This is a genomic window from Rhizobium leguminosarum, assembly GCF_004123835.1.
Classification (GTDB): Bacteria; Pseudomonadota; Alphaproteobacteria; order Rhizobiales; family Rhizobiaceae; genus Rhizobium; species Rhizobium leguminosarum_M.
This window is the reverse complement of the sequence record NZ_MZMU01000003.1, coordinates 1503159-1518673: the sequence shown is the minus strand read 5'-3', so window position 1 is coordinate 1518673 and position 15515 is coordinate 1503159. Positions and strand designations below refer to the sequence as shown.

Genomic DNA, 15515 nt, shown 5'->3' with positions numbered 1-15515 from the left:
CGCCTGAAATTTCGAGCAGGATCCGCACGCCCTGCAGCGGCCGCTGCCGTCAGGACCAGAACCAGGATTTCGATATTTCTGCCCTCGCTTGCGCACGGGTCAGACCAACATCGCAAAGCTCGTCGTCGGTGAGTTCTAAAAGCGTGCGGCGGCTGCGGCGCTTTTCGAGGTGATGTTCGATCGTCATAAGCAGCCGCAGGCTCCAGCGCGCCATCCCGTGAAGTCTCGACCGAACGATATCGCGAGGTGTGTCAAGGATCCCGCTTAATTCCAGGGCCATCTCTTTCTTCCCTTCTTCAACGGCTGAAAGATGCGCTGGAAGATGCCATGAAGGAAGCTTATGGATATTATGATATGCATAAGGATTTCTTTTGTATGCCTCTCCACCTCGATCAGCTTGCCACCTTCGTCAATGTCGCCGATCTCGGAAGCTTTACGGCTGCGGCCGACAAGGAAGGCCTGACCCAGCCAGCCGTCAGCCTGCAGGTGAAGGGGCTGGAACAGCGGCTCGGCGTCCGGCTGATCGAACGCGTCGGGCGGCGGGCGCAGCCGACCGCGGCAGGCCTCGACCTGCTCGTGCATGCAAGGCGGCTGCTCCAGGAATCGGCTGCCGCGGAGGAAGCGATGATGCCGTACAGAGATGGCGCCAGCGGCCGCGTGCGCATCGGCAGCGGCGGCACGGCATCGATCCATCTGCTTCCTCGCGCCATCGCCGTTGCCAGAAAATCCATGCCCGGCCTCGAAATCACCGTGCGCATCGGTGATGCCGACGACATTCTGCGCGATCTGGAGGCCAACAGCCTCGATATCGCCGTCGTCGCCCTGCCGGCATCCGGACGGAACTTCGAGACCGAACCGTTCTACGAGGAGGAATTGCTGGCCGTCGCCCCCGCGGGCAGCCTGATGCCCGAAGGCGGGCCGGACGCCGCCTTCATGCGCGACAGGACGCTGCTGCTTTATGAGGGCGGCAATACCAGGCGCGCAATCGACGCGTGGCTGGCTGCACCGGATACCAGGATCCGACCTGCGATGGAGTTCGGCAGTATCGAGGCGATCAAGGAGCTGGTGGCCGTGGGGCTCGGCTGGTCGATCCTGCCGGGCCTGGCGCTCACGCGCGACCGCGCCGGCCTCGTGACGACTGCATCGCTGAACCCGCGGCTCACGCGCCGTCTCGGCATGGTTCTACGCCGAGACAAACATCTGACACGCGGGCTTCGCGAAATGATTAAATGCCTGCGCGCGTTCAAAGGTTGAGAGCTGCTTTCGACCGTCGGACGCTATTTCAAACCGGTAGAGGCGACGTGAAAAACGTCAGGCGCAGCAGTCCGCGATTGCGGAAATATGAGGTATCAAGATACCTCATATTTAAGTACTTGTTTTTGTTTAATTTTTTTTCAAAACCTTCGGAAGGTCGATATTGACCCGATATCATATTCCCTTTATACACCGCGCCAGAACGCAGCCTATCCGGGCTGCTTTCTTTTTGGCATGCCTCGAGCGTGCCAATCCAAGCAACAAGAAACGCCCTTCAAGCCTTCGGGCCAAGGGTCCCAAAAGAGAGTATTCACTATGGCAACCTTCTCCCAGAAGCCTGCAGAGGTGGAGAAGAAGTGGGTGATCATCGACGCCGAAGGGCTGGTCGTTGGCCGTCTCGCTTCCATCATCGCTATGCGCCTGCGCGGCAAGCACAAGGCAACCTTCACGCCTCACGTTGACGACGGCGACAACGTCATCGTCATCAATGCCGAAAAGGTCGTTTTCACCGGCAAGAAGTATTCCGACAAGGTCTACTACTGGCACACCGGTTATGCCGGCGGCATCAAGGAACGCAGCGCACGCCAGATCATCGAAGGCCGCTTCCCGGAGCGCGTCCTCGAAAAGGCCGTCGAACGCATGGTTCCGCGTGGTCCGCTCGGCCGTCGCCAGATGAAGAACCTGCGCGTTTACGCCGGCTCCAACCATCCCCATGAAGCCCAGCAGCCGGTCGCCCTCGACGTTGCCGCGCTCAACAAAAAGAACGTAAGGAGCGCCTGATATGGCTGACCTCTCCTCCCTGAAGGATCTCGGCACGGCTTCCGAAGCTGCTGCTCCGGCCCACGTCCGCAAGGTCGATTCGCTCGGCCGCTCCTACGCGACCGGCAAGCGCAAGAACGCCGTCGCCCGCGTCTGGGTCAAGCCGGGCTCCGGCAAGATCATCGTCAACGGCAAGGAATTCGCGGAATATTTCGCCCGTCCGGTGCTGCAGATGATCCTGCGCCAGCCGATCGTCGCGGCTGCCCGTGACGGCCAGTTCGACATCATCGCAACGGTTGCCGGCGGCGGCCTCTCCGGCCAGGCCGGTGCGGTTCGCCACGGCGTGTCCAAGGCGCTCACCTACTTCGAACCGGGCCTGCGCGCGGTGCTGAAGAAGGGCGGCTTCCTGACCCGCGACAGCCGCGTCGTCGAACGCAAGAAGTACGGTAAGGCAAAGGCCCGCCGCTCGTTCCAGTTCTCCAAGCGTTAATCGCTTCGGACAGACGGAATTTACGAAGGCCGGGGCAACCCGGCCTTTTTTTGCGCTGTTTAAACCAATCGGAAGCGTGCCGGCATGCCATTGTCGCATTCCGGTTCTGCTGGTAGAAACTTGGCAAAGCGCTTCGGAAGTGAGCGAAGCCGCAGTCAAGGTCGCATCATGGGAATAACCAAGTCCGCAGACAAATAAGCCGCAACAACTCTGCCCTGTTGTTGCGGCGTCTGTCCGGCCAATCCCGATACTGCTGAAGAGACAGATCGCCGCCGAATGAAATCATTTGAGCGGGTTCTTTTCCATGTCTTATCCCAAAATCCAACGCTGGACCTATTCCTTGCCGGCAGCCTTGCTGCTGATGGCGCCTTTCGACATCCTGACCTCCCTCGCCATGGATATCTATCTGCCGATTGTGCCGATCATGCCGGAGGCGCTCGGCACTTCGCCGGCGGTCATCCAACTGACCCTCAGCCTCTACATGCTGGTGCTCGGTGTCGGCCAGATCATCTTCGGCCCGATTTCCGATATTGTCGGACGACGGCCCGTCCTGCTCGGAGGCACGGCACTCTTTGCCGCTTCCTCCTTGCTGCTTGCTGGCACCTCGTCGGCATCGCTCTTCGTGACCTTGAGATTGCTGCAGGCAGTGGGTGCGTCGGCCGCCCTTGTCGCAACTTTCGCAACAGTGCGCGACGTCTACGCCGGGCGTCCTGAAAGCAGCACGATCTATAGCCTGCTCGGCTCCATCCTCTCCTTCGTGCCTGCATTGGGCCCGATCGCCGGAGCCTTGATCGCCGATCGCTTCGGCTGGCGCGCCATCTTCCTCGTCATCGGCCTTCTTTCGGTTATCGCCCTTTTCAACGCCGGTATGCGGTGGCATGAGACCCGTCCCGCCGCCACCGCGAAGATCGCTCCCCGCCCGATCCTCACAAGCTTTGCCTTCTGGGTTTATACCGGCGGATTCAGCACGGCGATGGGGGCCTTCTTCGTCTTCTTCTCGACGGCACCTCGCATCTTGATCGATAGAGCCGGTTTTTCCGGCATCGGCTTCAGCTTCGTCTTTGCCACGGTGGCGCTGGTGATGGTCGTGACCGCGCCTTTCGCCAAACGTTTCGTCATGCGCTGGGGCATTGCAGGCAGCCTTGCCAGAGGCATGGTGATGCTGCTTCTCGGCGCCGTGCTGCTTGCCTTGGGAGAGTTGTTTCTGCAGCCCTCCCTCGTCAGCTTCGTCGTGCCGATGTGGATCATCGCGATCGGCATCGTCCTGGCGACGGCGGTCACCGCCAACGGCGCGCTTGAGGCCTTTGGCGACACGGCGGGAACGGCGGTCGCGTTCTATTTCTGCGTCGAGAGCATCATCGTCGGCTTTGCCGGAACCGTCTTCGTGCTTCTGCTCGGCGGGGACAGCGCCTGGCCGCTCGTGGGCTATGTCTCAGCGAGTGCGCTGGCGACGCTCGCCGGATTATGGTCCCTGCGGCGGCTGGCCTGAGAGCAGATAGTCAAGAACGGCCGCTCGACCGGAACGAGCGGCCGTCATCCGATCGATGGCTTGAAATCTGCGGGTACCTCGCCTACCCCTTTCTGCGCGCAAGGGATCAGCCAACTCCTTTGCGAGACCCGCCACCCGACGCTTTGGCGTCGAACGGTGATGATGCAATGCAGCGTCCGCATCGAACGCGACTATGGTTTTGCGACCGAAAAAAGGAGCATGACTTGGCGAACAGATCGATTGACCACGCCTTCACGGCGACCAGCCTGACCTCCGCCGCCAGCGATCCGACCTTTGCCGGCGCGCTGTCCTTTATGCGCCGCCGCTTCACCAAGGAGCTCGCCGGCGTCGACGTCGCCGTCTGGGGCATTCCCTTCGATGCCGCCACATCGAACAGGCCGGGCACACGCTTCGGGCCGCAGGCGATCCGGCGCGCCTCGGCGATCTTCGACAATGATGCGCAATATCCCTTCAACCGCGATCTCTTCGCCGAAATGGCCGTGATCGACTACGGCGATTGCCTGCTCGACTATGGCAATCATCAGGACACGCCAGCCGCTATCGAACGCCAGGCGAATGTCATCCTCGACAGCGGCGCCTTCCTGCTGACGCTCGGCGGCGATCATTACGTCACCTGGCCGCTGCTGAAAGCGCATGTGGCAAAACATGGCCCCCTCGCTCTCGTGCAGTTCGACGCGCACCAGGATACCTGGTTCGACGAGGAACGCCGCATCGACCACGGTTCTTTCGTGGCGCGGGCCGCGCGCGAAGGCATCATCGATCCCGACCGCTCCATTCAGATCGGCATCCGCACCCATGCGCCTGAGGATTGCGGCGTCAATATTCTCTACGGTCATCAGGTCGAGGAGATGAGCGCCAGCGATATCGCCTCGGCGATCATCTCCCAGACGCGCGGGGCGCCGGCCTATCTCACCTTCGATATCGATTGCCTCGATCCGGCCTTTGCGCCGGGCACCGGCACGCCGGTTTCAGGCGGGCCATCGAGCGCCAAGATCCTCTCGGTGCTGCAGCGTCTGCACCAGCTCGATATCCGCGGCGCCGATGTCGTCGAGGTATCGCCGCCCTACGATCATGCCGACATCACCGCCATTGCGGGGGCAACGGTGGCGATGTATATGCTGGGGCTTCATGCCGAGCGACGCGCCATCGCCGTGTCACAAGGCTGACCTATCATCCTCAAACTGAATCCGGAAACCTTCAGAACCCATTGAAAGCGCAGGTTTAACATGGCACCGAAAATCTTCATCGACGGCGAACACGGCACGACGGGTCTGCAGATCCGCACGCGTATGGCCGGCCGCCGCGATGTCGAACTTCTGTCCATACCCGAAGCCGAGCGGCGCAACGCCGCCATGCGCGAGGACATGCTGAACGGCGCCGACATCGCCATTCTCTGCCTGCCCGACGATGCGTCGAAGGAAGCGGTGCAGATGGTTTCAGCCAATAACAATGTGCGCGTCATCGACACCTCGACCGCCTTCCGCGTCAATCCCGCCTGGGCCTATGGTTTTGCGGAAATGGACAAGCAGCAGGCCGACAAGATCGCTGCCGCTCGTTTCGTCGCCAATCCCGGCTGCTATCCCACCGGAGCGATCGGCCTTATCCGGCCGCTGCGCGCCGCCGGCATTCTGCCGGACGGTTATCCCGTCACGGTCAACGCGGTCTCCGGCTATAGCGGCGGCGGCAAGCAGATGATCGCGCAGATGGAAAACCCGGATCACCCGGATGCGATCACCGCGCCGCATTTCCTCTACGGCCTGCCGCTCACCCACAAACACGTGCCCGAGATGACCGTGCATGGCCTGCTCGACCGCGCGCCGATCTTCTCGCCGTCGGTCGGCAAGTTCGCGCAAGGGATGATCGTGCAGGTGCCGCTGCATCTCGACGATCTCGCCGAGGGCACGACGATGGAGAGCATCCATGCCGCCCTCGTTGCCCATTATGCCGGCCAGGATATCGTCAGTGTCGTGCCGTTGGCCGAAAGTAAGGCCCTGCCCCGCGTCAATGCCATCGAGCTCGAAGGCAAGGACACGATGAAGCTATTCGTCTTCGGCACACCAGGCGCTTCGCAGGTCAATTTGGTGGCGCTGCTCGACAATCTCGGCAAGGGGGCGTCGGGCGCTGCCGTCCAGAACATGGACCTGATGCTCGCCTCGTAAGGCGCAGACGACGGCATCAGCGTGGATGCCGTTCGAGCTTTGTATCGATGTCTTCATCATGATCTTTCCGCGGCCGCTTGCATCGGCGGCCGCAGCATCGCTTTCGCGCTCGATCATCGATGACGATTGGGCTATGAAACCGGATCCTTCCTCGCTGCCCATCCCGAATCACGGAGCCGATGTCATGACGCTGGATGCGCTTATCGCTGGCGTCGGCGCATGGTTTGCCGCAGCCTTGCCCGATCATGGCATCTATGCGCTGATGGCATTTGCCTTCATCGCCGGGCTTGCCCGCGGCTTTTCGGGCTTTGGCGCCGCGTTGATCTTCATTCCGCTCGGCGGCGCGATCGTCGGGCCGAAGCTGATCTCACCGATCCTGCTCGTCATTGACGGCATTGCCACACTTGGGATGATCCCGCCGGCCTGGCGCGGCGCCAACCGACCCGAGGTTTTCGTCATGGCGGCGGGTGCCGCGCTCGGCGTCCCGGCCGGCACGGCGATGCTGGCGCTGCTCGACCCGATGCTGTTGCGCTGGAGTATCACGATCATCGCCATCTCCTTGCTCGCGCTGCTGGTATCGGGATGGCGCTATCACGGGGAGGCGTCCGCACCGCTCACCAGCGGAGTCGGGCTGATCGCCGGGCTTTTCAGCGGCGCTGCGCAGCTCGGCGGGCCGCCGGTCGTCGCCTACTGGCTCGGCGGCAAGAGCGACTTCACCCGCGTCAGGGCGAATGTCGTGCTCTACTTCTCGATCTCGTCCGTCTTCAGCGCCATCAGCTATTATATCGGCGGACTGTTCGTGCCCGCCGTCTTTGCGCTCACCGTCGTCATCCTGCCGAGTTATGTGGTCGGGCTCTACGGCGGCTCGAAACTGTTCGGGCTTGCTAAGGAACGAACCTTCCGCATCGCCTGCTACATCCTGATCGCCGCCTCTGCAATCATCGGCATGCCGCTGCTCGACAGCGTATTGCGTTAGACCGGTTGTGGATTTTTGCCGCTGGCGATCTTCTGTAGGTAATCCTCTGCGAAATCCGTGTCGATCTCCAGCCAGAGCGGTGCATGATCCGACATCTGCCAGGTCCGCCATTTCTCATAGAGCGCTTCCGGCGTCTTCGCCTTGAATTCCGGGTTGGTCTCCGGATCGCTTTTCGGCAGATGTCCGGCATAAATTGCCTATCCCCGTCATTGGAGCGGAAGACATCGGCATACATGTCGACCATGCCGCCGGTGATCACCTTAAACCGCTTATCCATAACGCGCACGGCAATCTGGTCATAGAAATGGTCGCCGAGCTTGCGCACTTTCTCGCCGTCGATTTCGGCCGGGACCACGAAACCATGGCTTTTCAGAGCCTTCATCGTCTTGTGCTCAGGGCTGACGACGTTGAAATCGCCGAGCAGGATGTAGTTTTCGACGGCGCCGCTCCGGTCAAGTTCCTGGGTGCTCGCCTCGTCCTGCCGCTCGGCGAAGAATTCGACGAGCCGTTCGATCTCGCCAATGCGCCTCTTCAACTGCGGGCCGGAGTCGGCGCCATAATAGATATGCACGGTGCAGAGGCTGAAGCGGAACCAGCCGGACTGGAACGCCACGAGAAACGGGCTGCGGGCGAATTGCTGTTCCATCTCGACGGTCTTCGGCTCGACGTCGGGCTGATTCTTCGGAGCCTTGACCTTCTTGCTCGAAACGACGAGATGGCCGTCCGGCAGCACGATTTCCCCGGCGACCTTGCGAAACCAGACCTTCTCGGTGTTGTAGACGAAGGCCATGCGCTCGGAATTGCCGCCGGACCCGGCCGTCGTATCCGTTGCGATATAGTCCCATTCCCGGCCGAGAATCTTCATCACCTTTTCCAGGGCCGAAAGATCGCGGTTGACCTCCTGGATCGCCACCAGATCGAAGCAGGCGATCATCTCGGCGATATAATAAAAGGTCTCCGGCAGGCGTGGACCGAAGCCGAATTTGTTGGAATCGAAATCGCGGATGTTCCAGGTCGCCAGCAAGAGCGAGCTGTCTTTCTTCTGGGTGCGCAATGGCGTTAGCGTCTTGCGAATGTCGAGAAGGCGTTGCGCGCAGCGCTCGATCGTTCCCTTCGGTTGCCCCTCCAATGCCCTGCGCATTCCGGCATAATTATTGGACATCGCCCCCTCCACGCTGTCGCCGTTCGCCGAACCTAACCCAGTTGCATATATCGATGCAATATTACACGTTTAAGTCAGCAAGCGCCCGTTGGTCGTGAACGATTACATCGGTCCGCGGCGCCACGGTGAGGCCCAGCTTCAATCGCGCTCGGCGATCATCGTCCCGTGCGGATATTCGCCGTAAAAGCCGCGCCAGTTGGCAACCGCGAAGCCGAAAACGACAAGCGCGCCGGCCTGGTGCAGCAGGCCCCAGTGAAGCGGCACCTGCATCAGCAGTGTCGCTATGCCGATCGCTGCCTGCAGCGTGACCAGCACGAAAAGCAGGATGGCGCGGCGTGCGTGGGTGGTCCAAGGTGCTGCGCGAAGGGCGATCACCATGTTGATCAGCGTCAATGCGAAGAGCGTATAGGCGCCGATGCGATGGATGAACTGCACCGTCTTCGGGTTCTCGAAAGCATTGATCCAGAAGGGCTGCTGGATCAGCAGATCGGAAGGGATGACGGCGCCATCCATCAGCGGCCAGGTATTGTAGGAGAAACCGGCATCAAGCCCCGCCACCAGCGCGCCGAGATAGATCTGGAACAGTGAGAAAATGGCGATCGCGGCGGCAAAACCGCGCGAGCTTCGTGCCGGCTGCGGATCGTCGGAATGCGGTGAGAGACCACGCATGATCCACATGCAGGCGGCAAAGATCAGGCAGGCCATGACGAGATGCGTCGCCAGCCTGTACTGGCTGACGTCGGTGCGGACGGAAAGCCCCGAGGACACCATCCACCAACCGATAAACCCCTGCAGGCCGCCGAGCGCCAGGATGCCGACGAGCGGCCAGCGCAGGCGCTTTTCGATCCGCCCGGTCAGCCAGAAATAGATGAGCGGCAGCGCGAAGATCACGCCGATGGCACGCGCGATCAGCCGGTGCGCCCATTCCCACCAGAAGATGCCCTTGAACTCATCGACGGTCATGGAACTGTTCAACTGCTGAAATTCGGGAATGCGCTGGTAGAGGCGGAATTCCTCCTCCCATTCGGCGGCGGACAGCGGCGGGATGACGCCATGAATCGGCTTCCACTCGGTGATCGACAGGCCGGAATTGGTCAGCCGCGTGGCGCCGCCGACGAGCACGAGACAGAAGAGCGCCAAAAGCACGAAGCCGAGCCAGAGGCGCAAGGCGCGGCGGTCGCGATTCTGCTTGCGCATTTCGCTCAGGATCGCCTGTTCCGTGGTCGGGTTTGCGACGGCCATGATGTCTCCTTCTATCCGGCAGTTGATTTGCCCCACCGGCTCATGCAAAACAAGCCCCGAACCTTTGCGGCATGCCGTCGCGCCGGTTCGACCCCTCCATGCCGAGAGATAACCGATGCCCGTCCGCCTCCGCAAATTCATCGGCACGATCCTCATCATCGTGCTCGTGGTCGTCTATGCGCTGGTGGCGAATACGATCGCGGTGGCAACGCTCGGCAACGCGCCCTGGTGGGGACATCTGCTCTATTTCCTGCTCACCGGTCTGCTCTGGGTATTGCCGGCGATGGTGATCATTAAATGGATGGCCGGACCACCGCAGCGCTAAAGCGCGTCGCGATCTTTCAGATTCGCTTGTCGCGCTTTAGGTCTTTGTTTTTACGCACGTCGTTGTCGCAAAACCGCTGCACACTTTTGCGCGACATGCTTTAGGGCCGTTAACGGCCGAATAACCGTGATCTGCGGAAAACCTCGCCCATCGCCTGCGGTTAAACCAAATATACGTCCGGCATACCTACCTTTCCGTTCAGCATTCTTGACCGGAGAAAACCGTGCAGACGCAAAAGCTCGATGTCCATGAACAGCCGTCCGACGACGTGGCGCTGGCCGATACGGCCATTTCGCGCCTGCGCCAGCTGAGCATGAAACTCGCCATGGCCCAACTCGACATCGAAGTCTTCGACGTAATGCAGCCGCTGGAGGATGACTGGCGGGCGCTGGAGCGCGACAACCTCCAGTCCCTGCATCAGAGCTACGACTGGTGCGCCGCCTGGGTGAGCGCCTTCCAGCGGCCGCTTGCGATCCTCAAAGCCACTCATGCGGGTCAGACCTCCTTCATTCTGCCGGTCGAGATCGTCAAGTCTCGCGGCCTCAGGACGGCGAAATTCATTGCCGCCGATCACAGCAATATCAATACCGGCCTGTTCGCAGAGAGCTTTGCCGAAGCAGGCAGGACCATCGACCCCCATGAGTTCGCCGGCCGGCTCCGGCATGCGCTGAAGGGCCGCGCCGATCTGCTGCTGCTGCAGAACATTCCGCTGGAATGGCGCGGGCGAGAGAGCCCACTCGCCGGGCTGCCGATGGTGCAGAACCAGAATCACGCCTATCAGCTGCCGTTCCTTACCGCTTTCGAGGACACGCTGAAGCAGCTCAACGCCAAGAACCGGCGCAAGAAATTCCGTGTTCAGTTGAAGCGTCTCGAGGCGGCCGGCGGCTTCGCATACGTCATTCCCGAGACATCGGCAGAACAGCACGGCCTGCTCGATATCTTCTTCCGCCTGAAAAGCGCCCGCTTCGCCAGCCTCGGCCTGCCCGACGTTTTTGCCGACAGGGAAACGCAGACCTTCCTGCACGGTCTCATCGACAAGCAGGACGACACCAGGCAGTACTTCGGGCTGCAGATGCATATGCTCCGGCTCAAGGGCGAGCATGAGGGTAAGATCGCCGCGATTTCGGGGATTTCGCGCAAGGGTGACCATATCATCTGCCAGTTCGGCGCGATCGATGAAGAGCTCGTGCCGGATACGAGCCCCGGCGAATTTCTCTATTGGCAGACCATCTCGGGATTGCATGGCAAGGGCGTCGCGCTGTTCGATTTCGGCCTCGGCGACCAGACCTACAAGCGTTCCTGGGCGCCGGTCGAGACCGTGCATTACGACGTGGTGCTGCCGGTATCGCCGTTCGGCGTCGTCGCCGGCGCCGCCCACCGGATGGTCACCCGCGGCAAGGCGCACATCAAGGCCCGCCCGAAGCTCTATAAATTCGCCCAGGGTATCCGGGCACGGATCGGCTAATCTTCAAGCGGCCTGGCCGAGTGTCTGCTCGGCCCCTTCGCCGCCCGACATCAGCACGACGCGCTCATAGCCGGCAGCCTGGAATTCCGTCATCAGTGCCACGAAAATGGTCTCCTCAACCTCAGGCAGCGAGAGGATGATCTCGACGTCCCGGCTGCGCGTCAGCCGCGAGACGCCGGCGACATCGGCCGAACCGCATTCGACCACCACGAGGTCGTAGGCGGCGGCGAGCGCATCGAGCAGCAACGACAGCCGGTCGACACCACGCATGGCGCGGCGCACGTCGCTCTGGCCCTGGGGGATCAGATGGGCATCGGAAAGGCGGTCGCCGTGGATCGTGTCGCCGAAGGCGGCCTCGCCGCAAAGCAGATCGGTGACGCCAAGGGCGGCCTGGTCCTCGGCCATCAGTTCCGTGGGGTAGCCGGAGCCGGTCATATCGATCAGGATGACGCGGTGGCCGGCATCGGCGAGCATGCGGGTCAGCGAAACCGTCGCCGCCGAGCCATTGTCACCAGTCGGAGATATGGCGATTGCCAACGGGGCGCGGCTGCCGGTGAGATAATCCGCAACTGAGGCGACGGAGAATTCATTGTCATCCTCCGGCTCGTCCTCTGGCCCCTCATCGGCAACCTTCACGTCCTCGATCGTATCCTCTTCGTCCGCGACGACGGCGAGCATGCTCGGCTGAACGGGTTTTCCGACGGCAGCGGCGATCGGAGCGGCCTGCGGCACATGTTTCTCCTCGACGACTGCTTCTGCCTCGATTGTCTCTGAAGCCGCATCTGTCGGGCGGAGTGCCCGGCCACTGAAGAGTTCGGCCAGCATGATGACGATGGCGCTCATGATCAGCGTCGCGACGGCAGCGACGACGACGATCGGCACCACCTTCGGGAAATAAGGATCGACCGGCTCGACGGCCCTCGAAACGATCCGGGCATCGGCCGGGCTCGAATTGCTGTCGGCGCGGGAAGCGGCCTCGCGGTAGCGCACCAGATAGGTTTCGAGCAGCTGGCGCTGGGCGTTCGCCTCGCGCTCCAGCGCATTGAGACCGACCTCGTCCTCACCGGCGCGGGCGCTGTTTGCCTGCACCGTGTCCGACTGGCGCTCGAGCTCGCTCGCCCTCAGATCCGCGACCTTCGACTCGTTCTCGATGCTCGCCAGGATCTTCTGCGTCTCCTGGCGGATCTGGGTGCGGATATCGGAGAGCTGGGCGCGCAGGCTTTTCAGCCGTGGATGGTTGTTGAGAAGGCTGGTCTGCAGATCGGAGATCTGCGACTGCAGGCCGGATTCCGTCGCCTTCAGCCGCTGGATCGCCTGGGAGGACATGATGTCAGGCAACGTGTCGGAGGCTTCGCCCGAAGACAGTGCATTGCGCACCGCCTGCGCCCTCGCCTCGGCATTGGCCTTGTCGCCCCGCACGCGGGTCAGCTCAGCGGAAATATCGTTCAGTTGCTGGGCCGGAAAAGTGGTCGTGCCGTTCGTCTGCAACAGCCCGTGCGAGGTGCGGTATTCGGCGACCTTCTTCTCGGCTTCACTGACCTTCCGGCGCAGACCTTCGATCTCCGGCTCCAGCCAGCGGGTCGCCTCGGAATTGGAATCGAGCTTGGCGCCGCTCTGGGTCGAAAGATAAACATTCGCCATGGCGTTCGGGATGGCGGCGGCGAGCTTCGGATCCTTGGAAGTGAAAGTGATGCCGATGACGCGTGAACCCGGCACCTGATAGACCTGCAGGCGTTCGACGAAGGCATCGATGACGCGCTCTTCCGGCGGATTTTCCAGCGGGTTCTTCTTCAGGTGCAGCTTCACCAGAATACTGCTCATGGCCGAGCCGCTGGCGGCATCGTCGAATTCCGGCAGGTTATAAAGCTTCAGATCGTTGATGACCTTCTTGAGAAGATCGGCCGATTGCAGAAGCTGCACCTGGCTGGCGATATTCAGTTCATCCATCAGCGGACCGGCGCTGGCGTCATTGGCCTGCTGCGTGCTGGCGAAAGCCGGCGCACGGGGTTCGATGAGGATGCGCGTTTCGCTGCGATATTGCGGCGACATAATCTTGGCGCCGGCAAAGGCGACGCCCGCCCCCACGAGGGTGATTGTCAAAATCCGCAGGCGGCGCGCCCAGACCGCACGGACCAACTGGCCGAGGTCGATGTCCACATCCTGATCACGAGCTACGCCGGACATGCTCTTACTCCACAACAAAGGTGCCGTAAGCGTAAACGACCATGGTAACTCAACGGTTAATGGCGATCTCGCCGGGAAAGAGCGATGATCGATGAAGGAAACCGGGAAATTGCACCGCGCCCTTTACCGGGCATTAACCCTAACGGATCGATAACGACTGCACCGAGTTCATTTTTGTGAGCACAAGCGGATGTCTGTCGTCCAGCCCAAGATCCTTTTGGCCCTGAGCCTTGCAGCCATGACGGCAGCACTGAGCGGCTGCACGACGTACAGGCCGGCGCCGAAGGCCTTCAACGAGGCCACCATCCAGCCCTATACGCTGGACAGCGGCGATCGGCTGCGCATCACCGTCTTCGACCAGCAGAGCCTGACCAATACCTATACGGTGGATCAGGCCGGCTATGTCGCCTTCCCGCTCATCGGCCAGGTCCCTGCCCGCGGCCGAACCCTGCAGCAACTCTCGGGACAGATCGCCCAGAAACTGCAGCAGGGCTATCTTCGCGATCCCGACGTCACCATCGATGTCGATCGCTACCGTTCGGTCTTCATCATGGGTGAAGTCGGCCAGCCCGGCCAGTATGCCTATGTTCCCGGCATGACGGTGCAGAATGCCATCGCGGTCGCCGGCGGCTTTACCAGCCGCGCCAACCAGCGCATGGTCGATGTCACCCGCAAGATCAACGGACAGGTGCTGACCGGCCGCATCAACATATCGGGGCCGATCATCGCAGGTGACACGATCTACGTTCGCGAACGGCTTTTCTGAGCGATGGCAAAACAGCAGCCGCTCCGCATCCTTCATTGCTTCAGGTCGCCGGTCGGCGGAATTTTCCGCCATGTCCGCGATCTCGTCGAGGAGCACAGCAAGGCCGGCCATGAAATCGGCATCCTCTGCGACAGCTCGACCGGCGGCGAATACGAGGACAGCCTGTTCGACGATATCCGTCCCTATCTCTCGCTCGGCCTGACGCGCGTGCCGATCCGGCGCTCGATCAGCCCGTCCGATATTGCGACGATGTGGGATACATACAAGAAAATCAAAAGTTTGCGGCCGGACGTGCTGCACGGGCACGGCGCCAAGGGCGGCGTGCTCGCGCGACTTGCCGGCTCAGCGTTGCGGGTGAACAGGTATCGCGTAGCCCGCCTCTATACCGCGCATGGCGGAAGCCTGCATTATTCGCGCTCCTCGCTCAGCGGACAGTTCGTCCTCAGGATGGAGCGTCTGCAGGAATATTTCACCGATGCGCTGGTCTTCATCTGCGAGTATGAGCGCGACATCTATGCACGCAAGGTGGGCAAGCCGCGGACGAAGACGAGACTAATCTACAACGGCATCGGCGAGCGCGATTTCGAGCCGATCCCGACCCGCTCGGATGCCGTGCATTTCATCTATGTGGGAATGCTCCGGGACCTCAAGGGTCCCGATCTGTTTGTCGATGCCTTCGCCAAGACCGAACGGCTGCTCGGCAGGCCGCTGTCGGCGCTGATGATCGGCGACGGTCCGGATCGCGACCGCTACCGTGAAATGATGGTCGAACGCGGCCTTGGCAAACGCATCGGCATGCTGCCGGCAATGCGGGTCCACGAAGCCTTCTCCATGGCGCAGAACCTCGTCGTTCCCTCGCGCGCCGAAGCCATGCCCTATATCGTGCTCGAGGGGCTCGGCGCCGGCAAGACGATCATTGCAAGCCGTGTCGGCGGCATTCCCGAGGTGCTCGGCGCGGACAGCGCAGCACTGGTGGAGCCCGGCAATTCCGACGATCTCGCCCGCGTCATGGCGGAAACGCTGACTACGCCCGGCTGGCACGCCAGGACGATGCCGCAGCCCGAGGCGGTAAAGGCGGTGTTTTCCTCCGCCGTCATGGCACGGGATGTCCTAAAATTGTACCATGAGCTCGTCGATCCCGCCGCCGGCTGGGCAATGCCCGCCGCCTCGTAAATATTTCTTAGGGGCTTTCTGGTAATCGCTTGGTGACAACGAGCGAAAAG

Annotated in this window: 15 protein-coding genes; 11 read left to right on the top strand and 4 right to left on the bottom strand. The window is 61.6% G+C overall.

Annotated elements, in window-relative coordinates; all coding sequences use genetic code 11:
- Positions 1-49: 49 nt before the first annotated feature.
- A complete protein-coding gene (locus tag B5P46_RS11365) occupies positions 50-280 on the bottom strand; it encodes a DUF1127 domain-containing protein (RefSeq protein WP_129418723.1) in 231 nt (76 codons plus the stop codon).
- A gap of 74 nt (positions 281-354) precedes the next feature.
- On the opposite strand from B5P46_RS11365, the gene B5P46_RS11360 reads away from it, so the two are divergent.
- From B5P46_RS11360 to B5P46_RS11330, 7 genes are all read left to right on the top strand, one after another.
- A complete protein-coding gene (locus B5P46_RS11360; RefSeq protein WP_206735340.1) occupies positions 355-1254 on the top strand; it encodes a LysR family transcriptional regulator in 900 nt (299 codons plus the stop codon).
- 315 nt (positions 1255-1569) lie between these two features.
- A complete protein-coding gene (rplM, locus tag B5P46_RS11355; RefSeq protein WP_003558420.1) occupies positions 1570-2034 on the top strand; it encodes a 50S ribosomal protein L13 in 465 nt (154 codons plus the stop codon).
- Between the two features lies 1 nt (position 2035).
- Positions 2036-2503, top strand: coding sequence for a 30S ribosomal protein S9 (gene rpsI, locus B5P46_RS11350; protein ID WP_018241561.1), 468 nt, complete (start codon positions 2036-2038; stop codon positions 2501-2503).
- A gap of 304 nt (positions 2504-2807) precedes the next feature.
- Positions 2808-3992, top strand: a complete 1185-nt coding sequence (gene cml / locus B5P46_RS11345) for a CmlA/FloR family chloramphenicol efflux MFS transporter (RefSeq protein ID WP_129418721.1) — start codon at positions 2808-2810, stop codon at positions 3990-3992.
- Between the two features lie 224 nt (positions 3993-4216).
- Positions 4217-5179: an agmatinase gene (speB, locus tag B5P46_RS11340; protein ID WP_129418720.1), complete on the top strand. Its 963-nt coding sequence runs from the start codon at positions 4217-4219 to the stop codon at positions 5177-5179.
- 60 nt (positions 5180-5239) lie between these two features.
- Positions 5240-6172, top strand: coding sequence for an N-acetyl-gamma-glutamyl-phosphate reductase (gene argC, locus B5P46_RS11335; protein WP_129418719.1), 933 nt, complete (start codon positions 5240-5242; stop codon positions 6170-6172).
- A 184-nt stretch (positions 6173-6356) separates the two neighbouring features.
- The gene (locus B5P46_RS11330) at positions 6357-7148 is read left to right on the top strand and encodes a sulfite exporter TauE/SafE family protein (protein WP_129418888.1); all 792 of its coding nucleotides are present in this window, start codon (positions 6357-6359) and stop codon (positions 7146-7148) included.
- Here the strand turns inward: B5P46_RS11330 and B5P46_RS11325 are convergent.
- Positions 7111-8310 (bottom strand): endonuclease/exonuclease/phosphatase family protein, encoded by a 1200-nt coding sequence (locus tag B5P46_RS11325; RefSeq protein ID WP_245456135.1) that lies wholly within the window; start codon positions 8308-8310, stop codon positions 7111-7113. The genes B5P46_RS11330 and B5P46_RS11325 overlap by 38 nt on opposite strands.
- 138 nt (positions 8311-8448) lie before the next feature.
- Positions 8449-9552 (bottom strand): COX15/CtaA family protein, encoded by a 1104-nt coding sequence (locus B5P46_RS11320; protein WP_129418718.1) that lies wholly within the window; start codon positions 9550-9552, stop codon positions 8449-8451.
- A gap of 115 nt (positions 9553-9667) precedes the next feature.
- Between B5P46_RS11320 and B5P46_RS11315 the strand changes: the two genes are divergently transcribed.
- Positions 9668-9877 (top strand): DUF2842 domain-containing protein, encoded by a 210-nt coding sequence (locus B5P46_RS11315; protein WP_003547289.1) that lies wholly within the window; start codon positions 9668-9670, stop codon positions 9875-9877.
- A gap of 223 nt (positions 9878-10100) precedes the next feature.
- Positions 10101-11342, top strand: coding sequence for a GNAT family N-acetyltransferase (locus B5P46_RS11310; RefSeq protein ID WP_129418717.1), 1242 nt, complete (start codon positions 10101-10103; stop codon positions 11340-11342).
- Positions 11343-11345: 3 nt separating this feature from the next.
- Here B5P46_RS11310 and B5P46_RS11305 read toward each other — a convergent pair whose 3' ends face one another.
- A complete protein-coding gene (locus B5P46_RS11305) occupies positions 11346-13526 on the bottom strand; it encodes a GumC family protein (protein WP_129418716.1) in 2181 nt (726 codons plus the stop codon).
- A 190-nt stretch (positions 13527-13716) separates the two neighbouring features.
- Here B5P46_RS11305 and B5P46_RS11300 point away from each other — a divergent pair, with 190 nt between their 5' ends.
- Positions 13717-14292: a polysaccharide biosynthesis/export family protein gene (locus B5P46_RS11300; protein WP_017959905.1), complete on the top strand. Its 576-nt coding sequence runs from the start codon at positions 13717-13719 to the stop codon at positions 14290-14292.
- 3 nt (positions 14293-14295) lie between these two features.
- On the top strand, positions 14296-15465 hold the full coding sequence (locus B5P46_RS11295) for a glycosyltransferase (protein ID WP_129418715.1): 1170 nt from the start codon (positions 14296-14298) through the stop codon (positions 15463-15465).
- The last annotated feature ends 50 nt before the right edge of the window (positions 15466-15515 follow it).

Bases quoted from the DNA above. Each gene is read 5' to 3' on its own strand.
- rplM (WP_003558420.1), top strand. From the start codon at position 1,570: ATGGCAACCTTCTCCCAGAAGCCTGCAGAGGTGGAGAAGAAGTGGGTG.
- rpsI (WP_018241561.1), top strand. From the start codon at position 2,036: ATGGCTGACCTCTCCTCCCTGAAGGATCTCGGCACGGCTTCCGAAGCT.
- B5P46_RS11330 (WP_129418888.1), top strand. From the start codon at position 6,357: ATGACGCTGGATGCGCTTATCGCTGGCGTCGGCGCATGGTTTGCCGCA.
- B5P46_RS11325 (WP_245456135.1), bottom strand. From the start codon at position 8,310: ATGTCCAATAATTATGCCGGAATGCGCAGGGCATTGGAGGGGCAACCG.
- B5P46_RS11315 (WP_003547289.1), top strand. From the start codon at position 9,668: ATGCCCGTCCGCCTCCGCAAATTCATCGGCACGATCCTCATCATCGTG.
- argC (WP_129418719.1), top strand. From the start codon at position 5,240: ATGGCACCGAAAATCTTCATCGACGGCGAACACGGCACGACGGGTCTG.
- B5P46_RS11305 (WP_129418716.1), bottom strand. From the start codon at position 13,526: ATGTCCGGCGTAGCTCGTGATCAGGATGTGGACATCGACCTCGGCCAG.
- B5P46_RS11365 (WP_129418723.1), bottom strand. From the start codon at position 280: ATGGCCCTGGAATTAAGCGGGATCCTTGACACACCTCGCGATATCGTT.
- B5P46_RS11300 (WP_017959905.1), top strand. From the start codon at position 13,717: ATGTCTGTCGTCCAGCCCAAGATCCTTTTGGCCCTGAGCCTTGCAGCC.
- B5P46_RS11320 (WP_129418718.1), bottom strand. From the start codon at position 9,552: ATGGCCGTCGCAAACCCGACCACGGAACAGGCGATCCTGAGCGAAATG.
- cml (WP_129418721.1), top strand. From the start codon at position 2,808: ATGTCTTATCCCAAAATCCAACGCTGGACCTATTCCTTGCCGGCAGCC.
- B5P46_RS11360 (WP_206735340.1), top strand. From the start codon at position 355: ATGCATAAGGATTTCTTTTGTATGCCTCTCCACCTCGATCAGCTTGCC.
- B5P46_RS11295 (WP_129418715.1), top strand. From the start codon at position 14,296: ATGGCAAAACAGCAGCCGCTCCGCATCCTTCATTGCTTCAGGTCGCCG.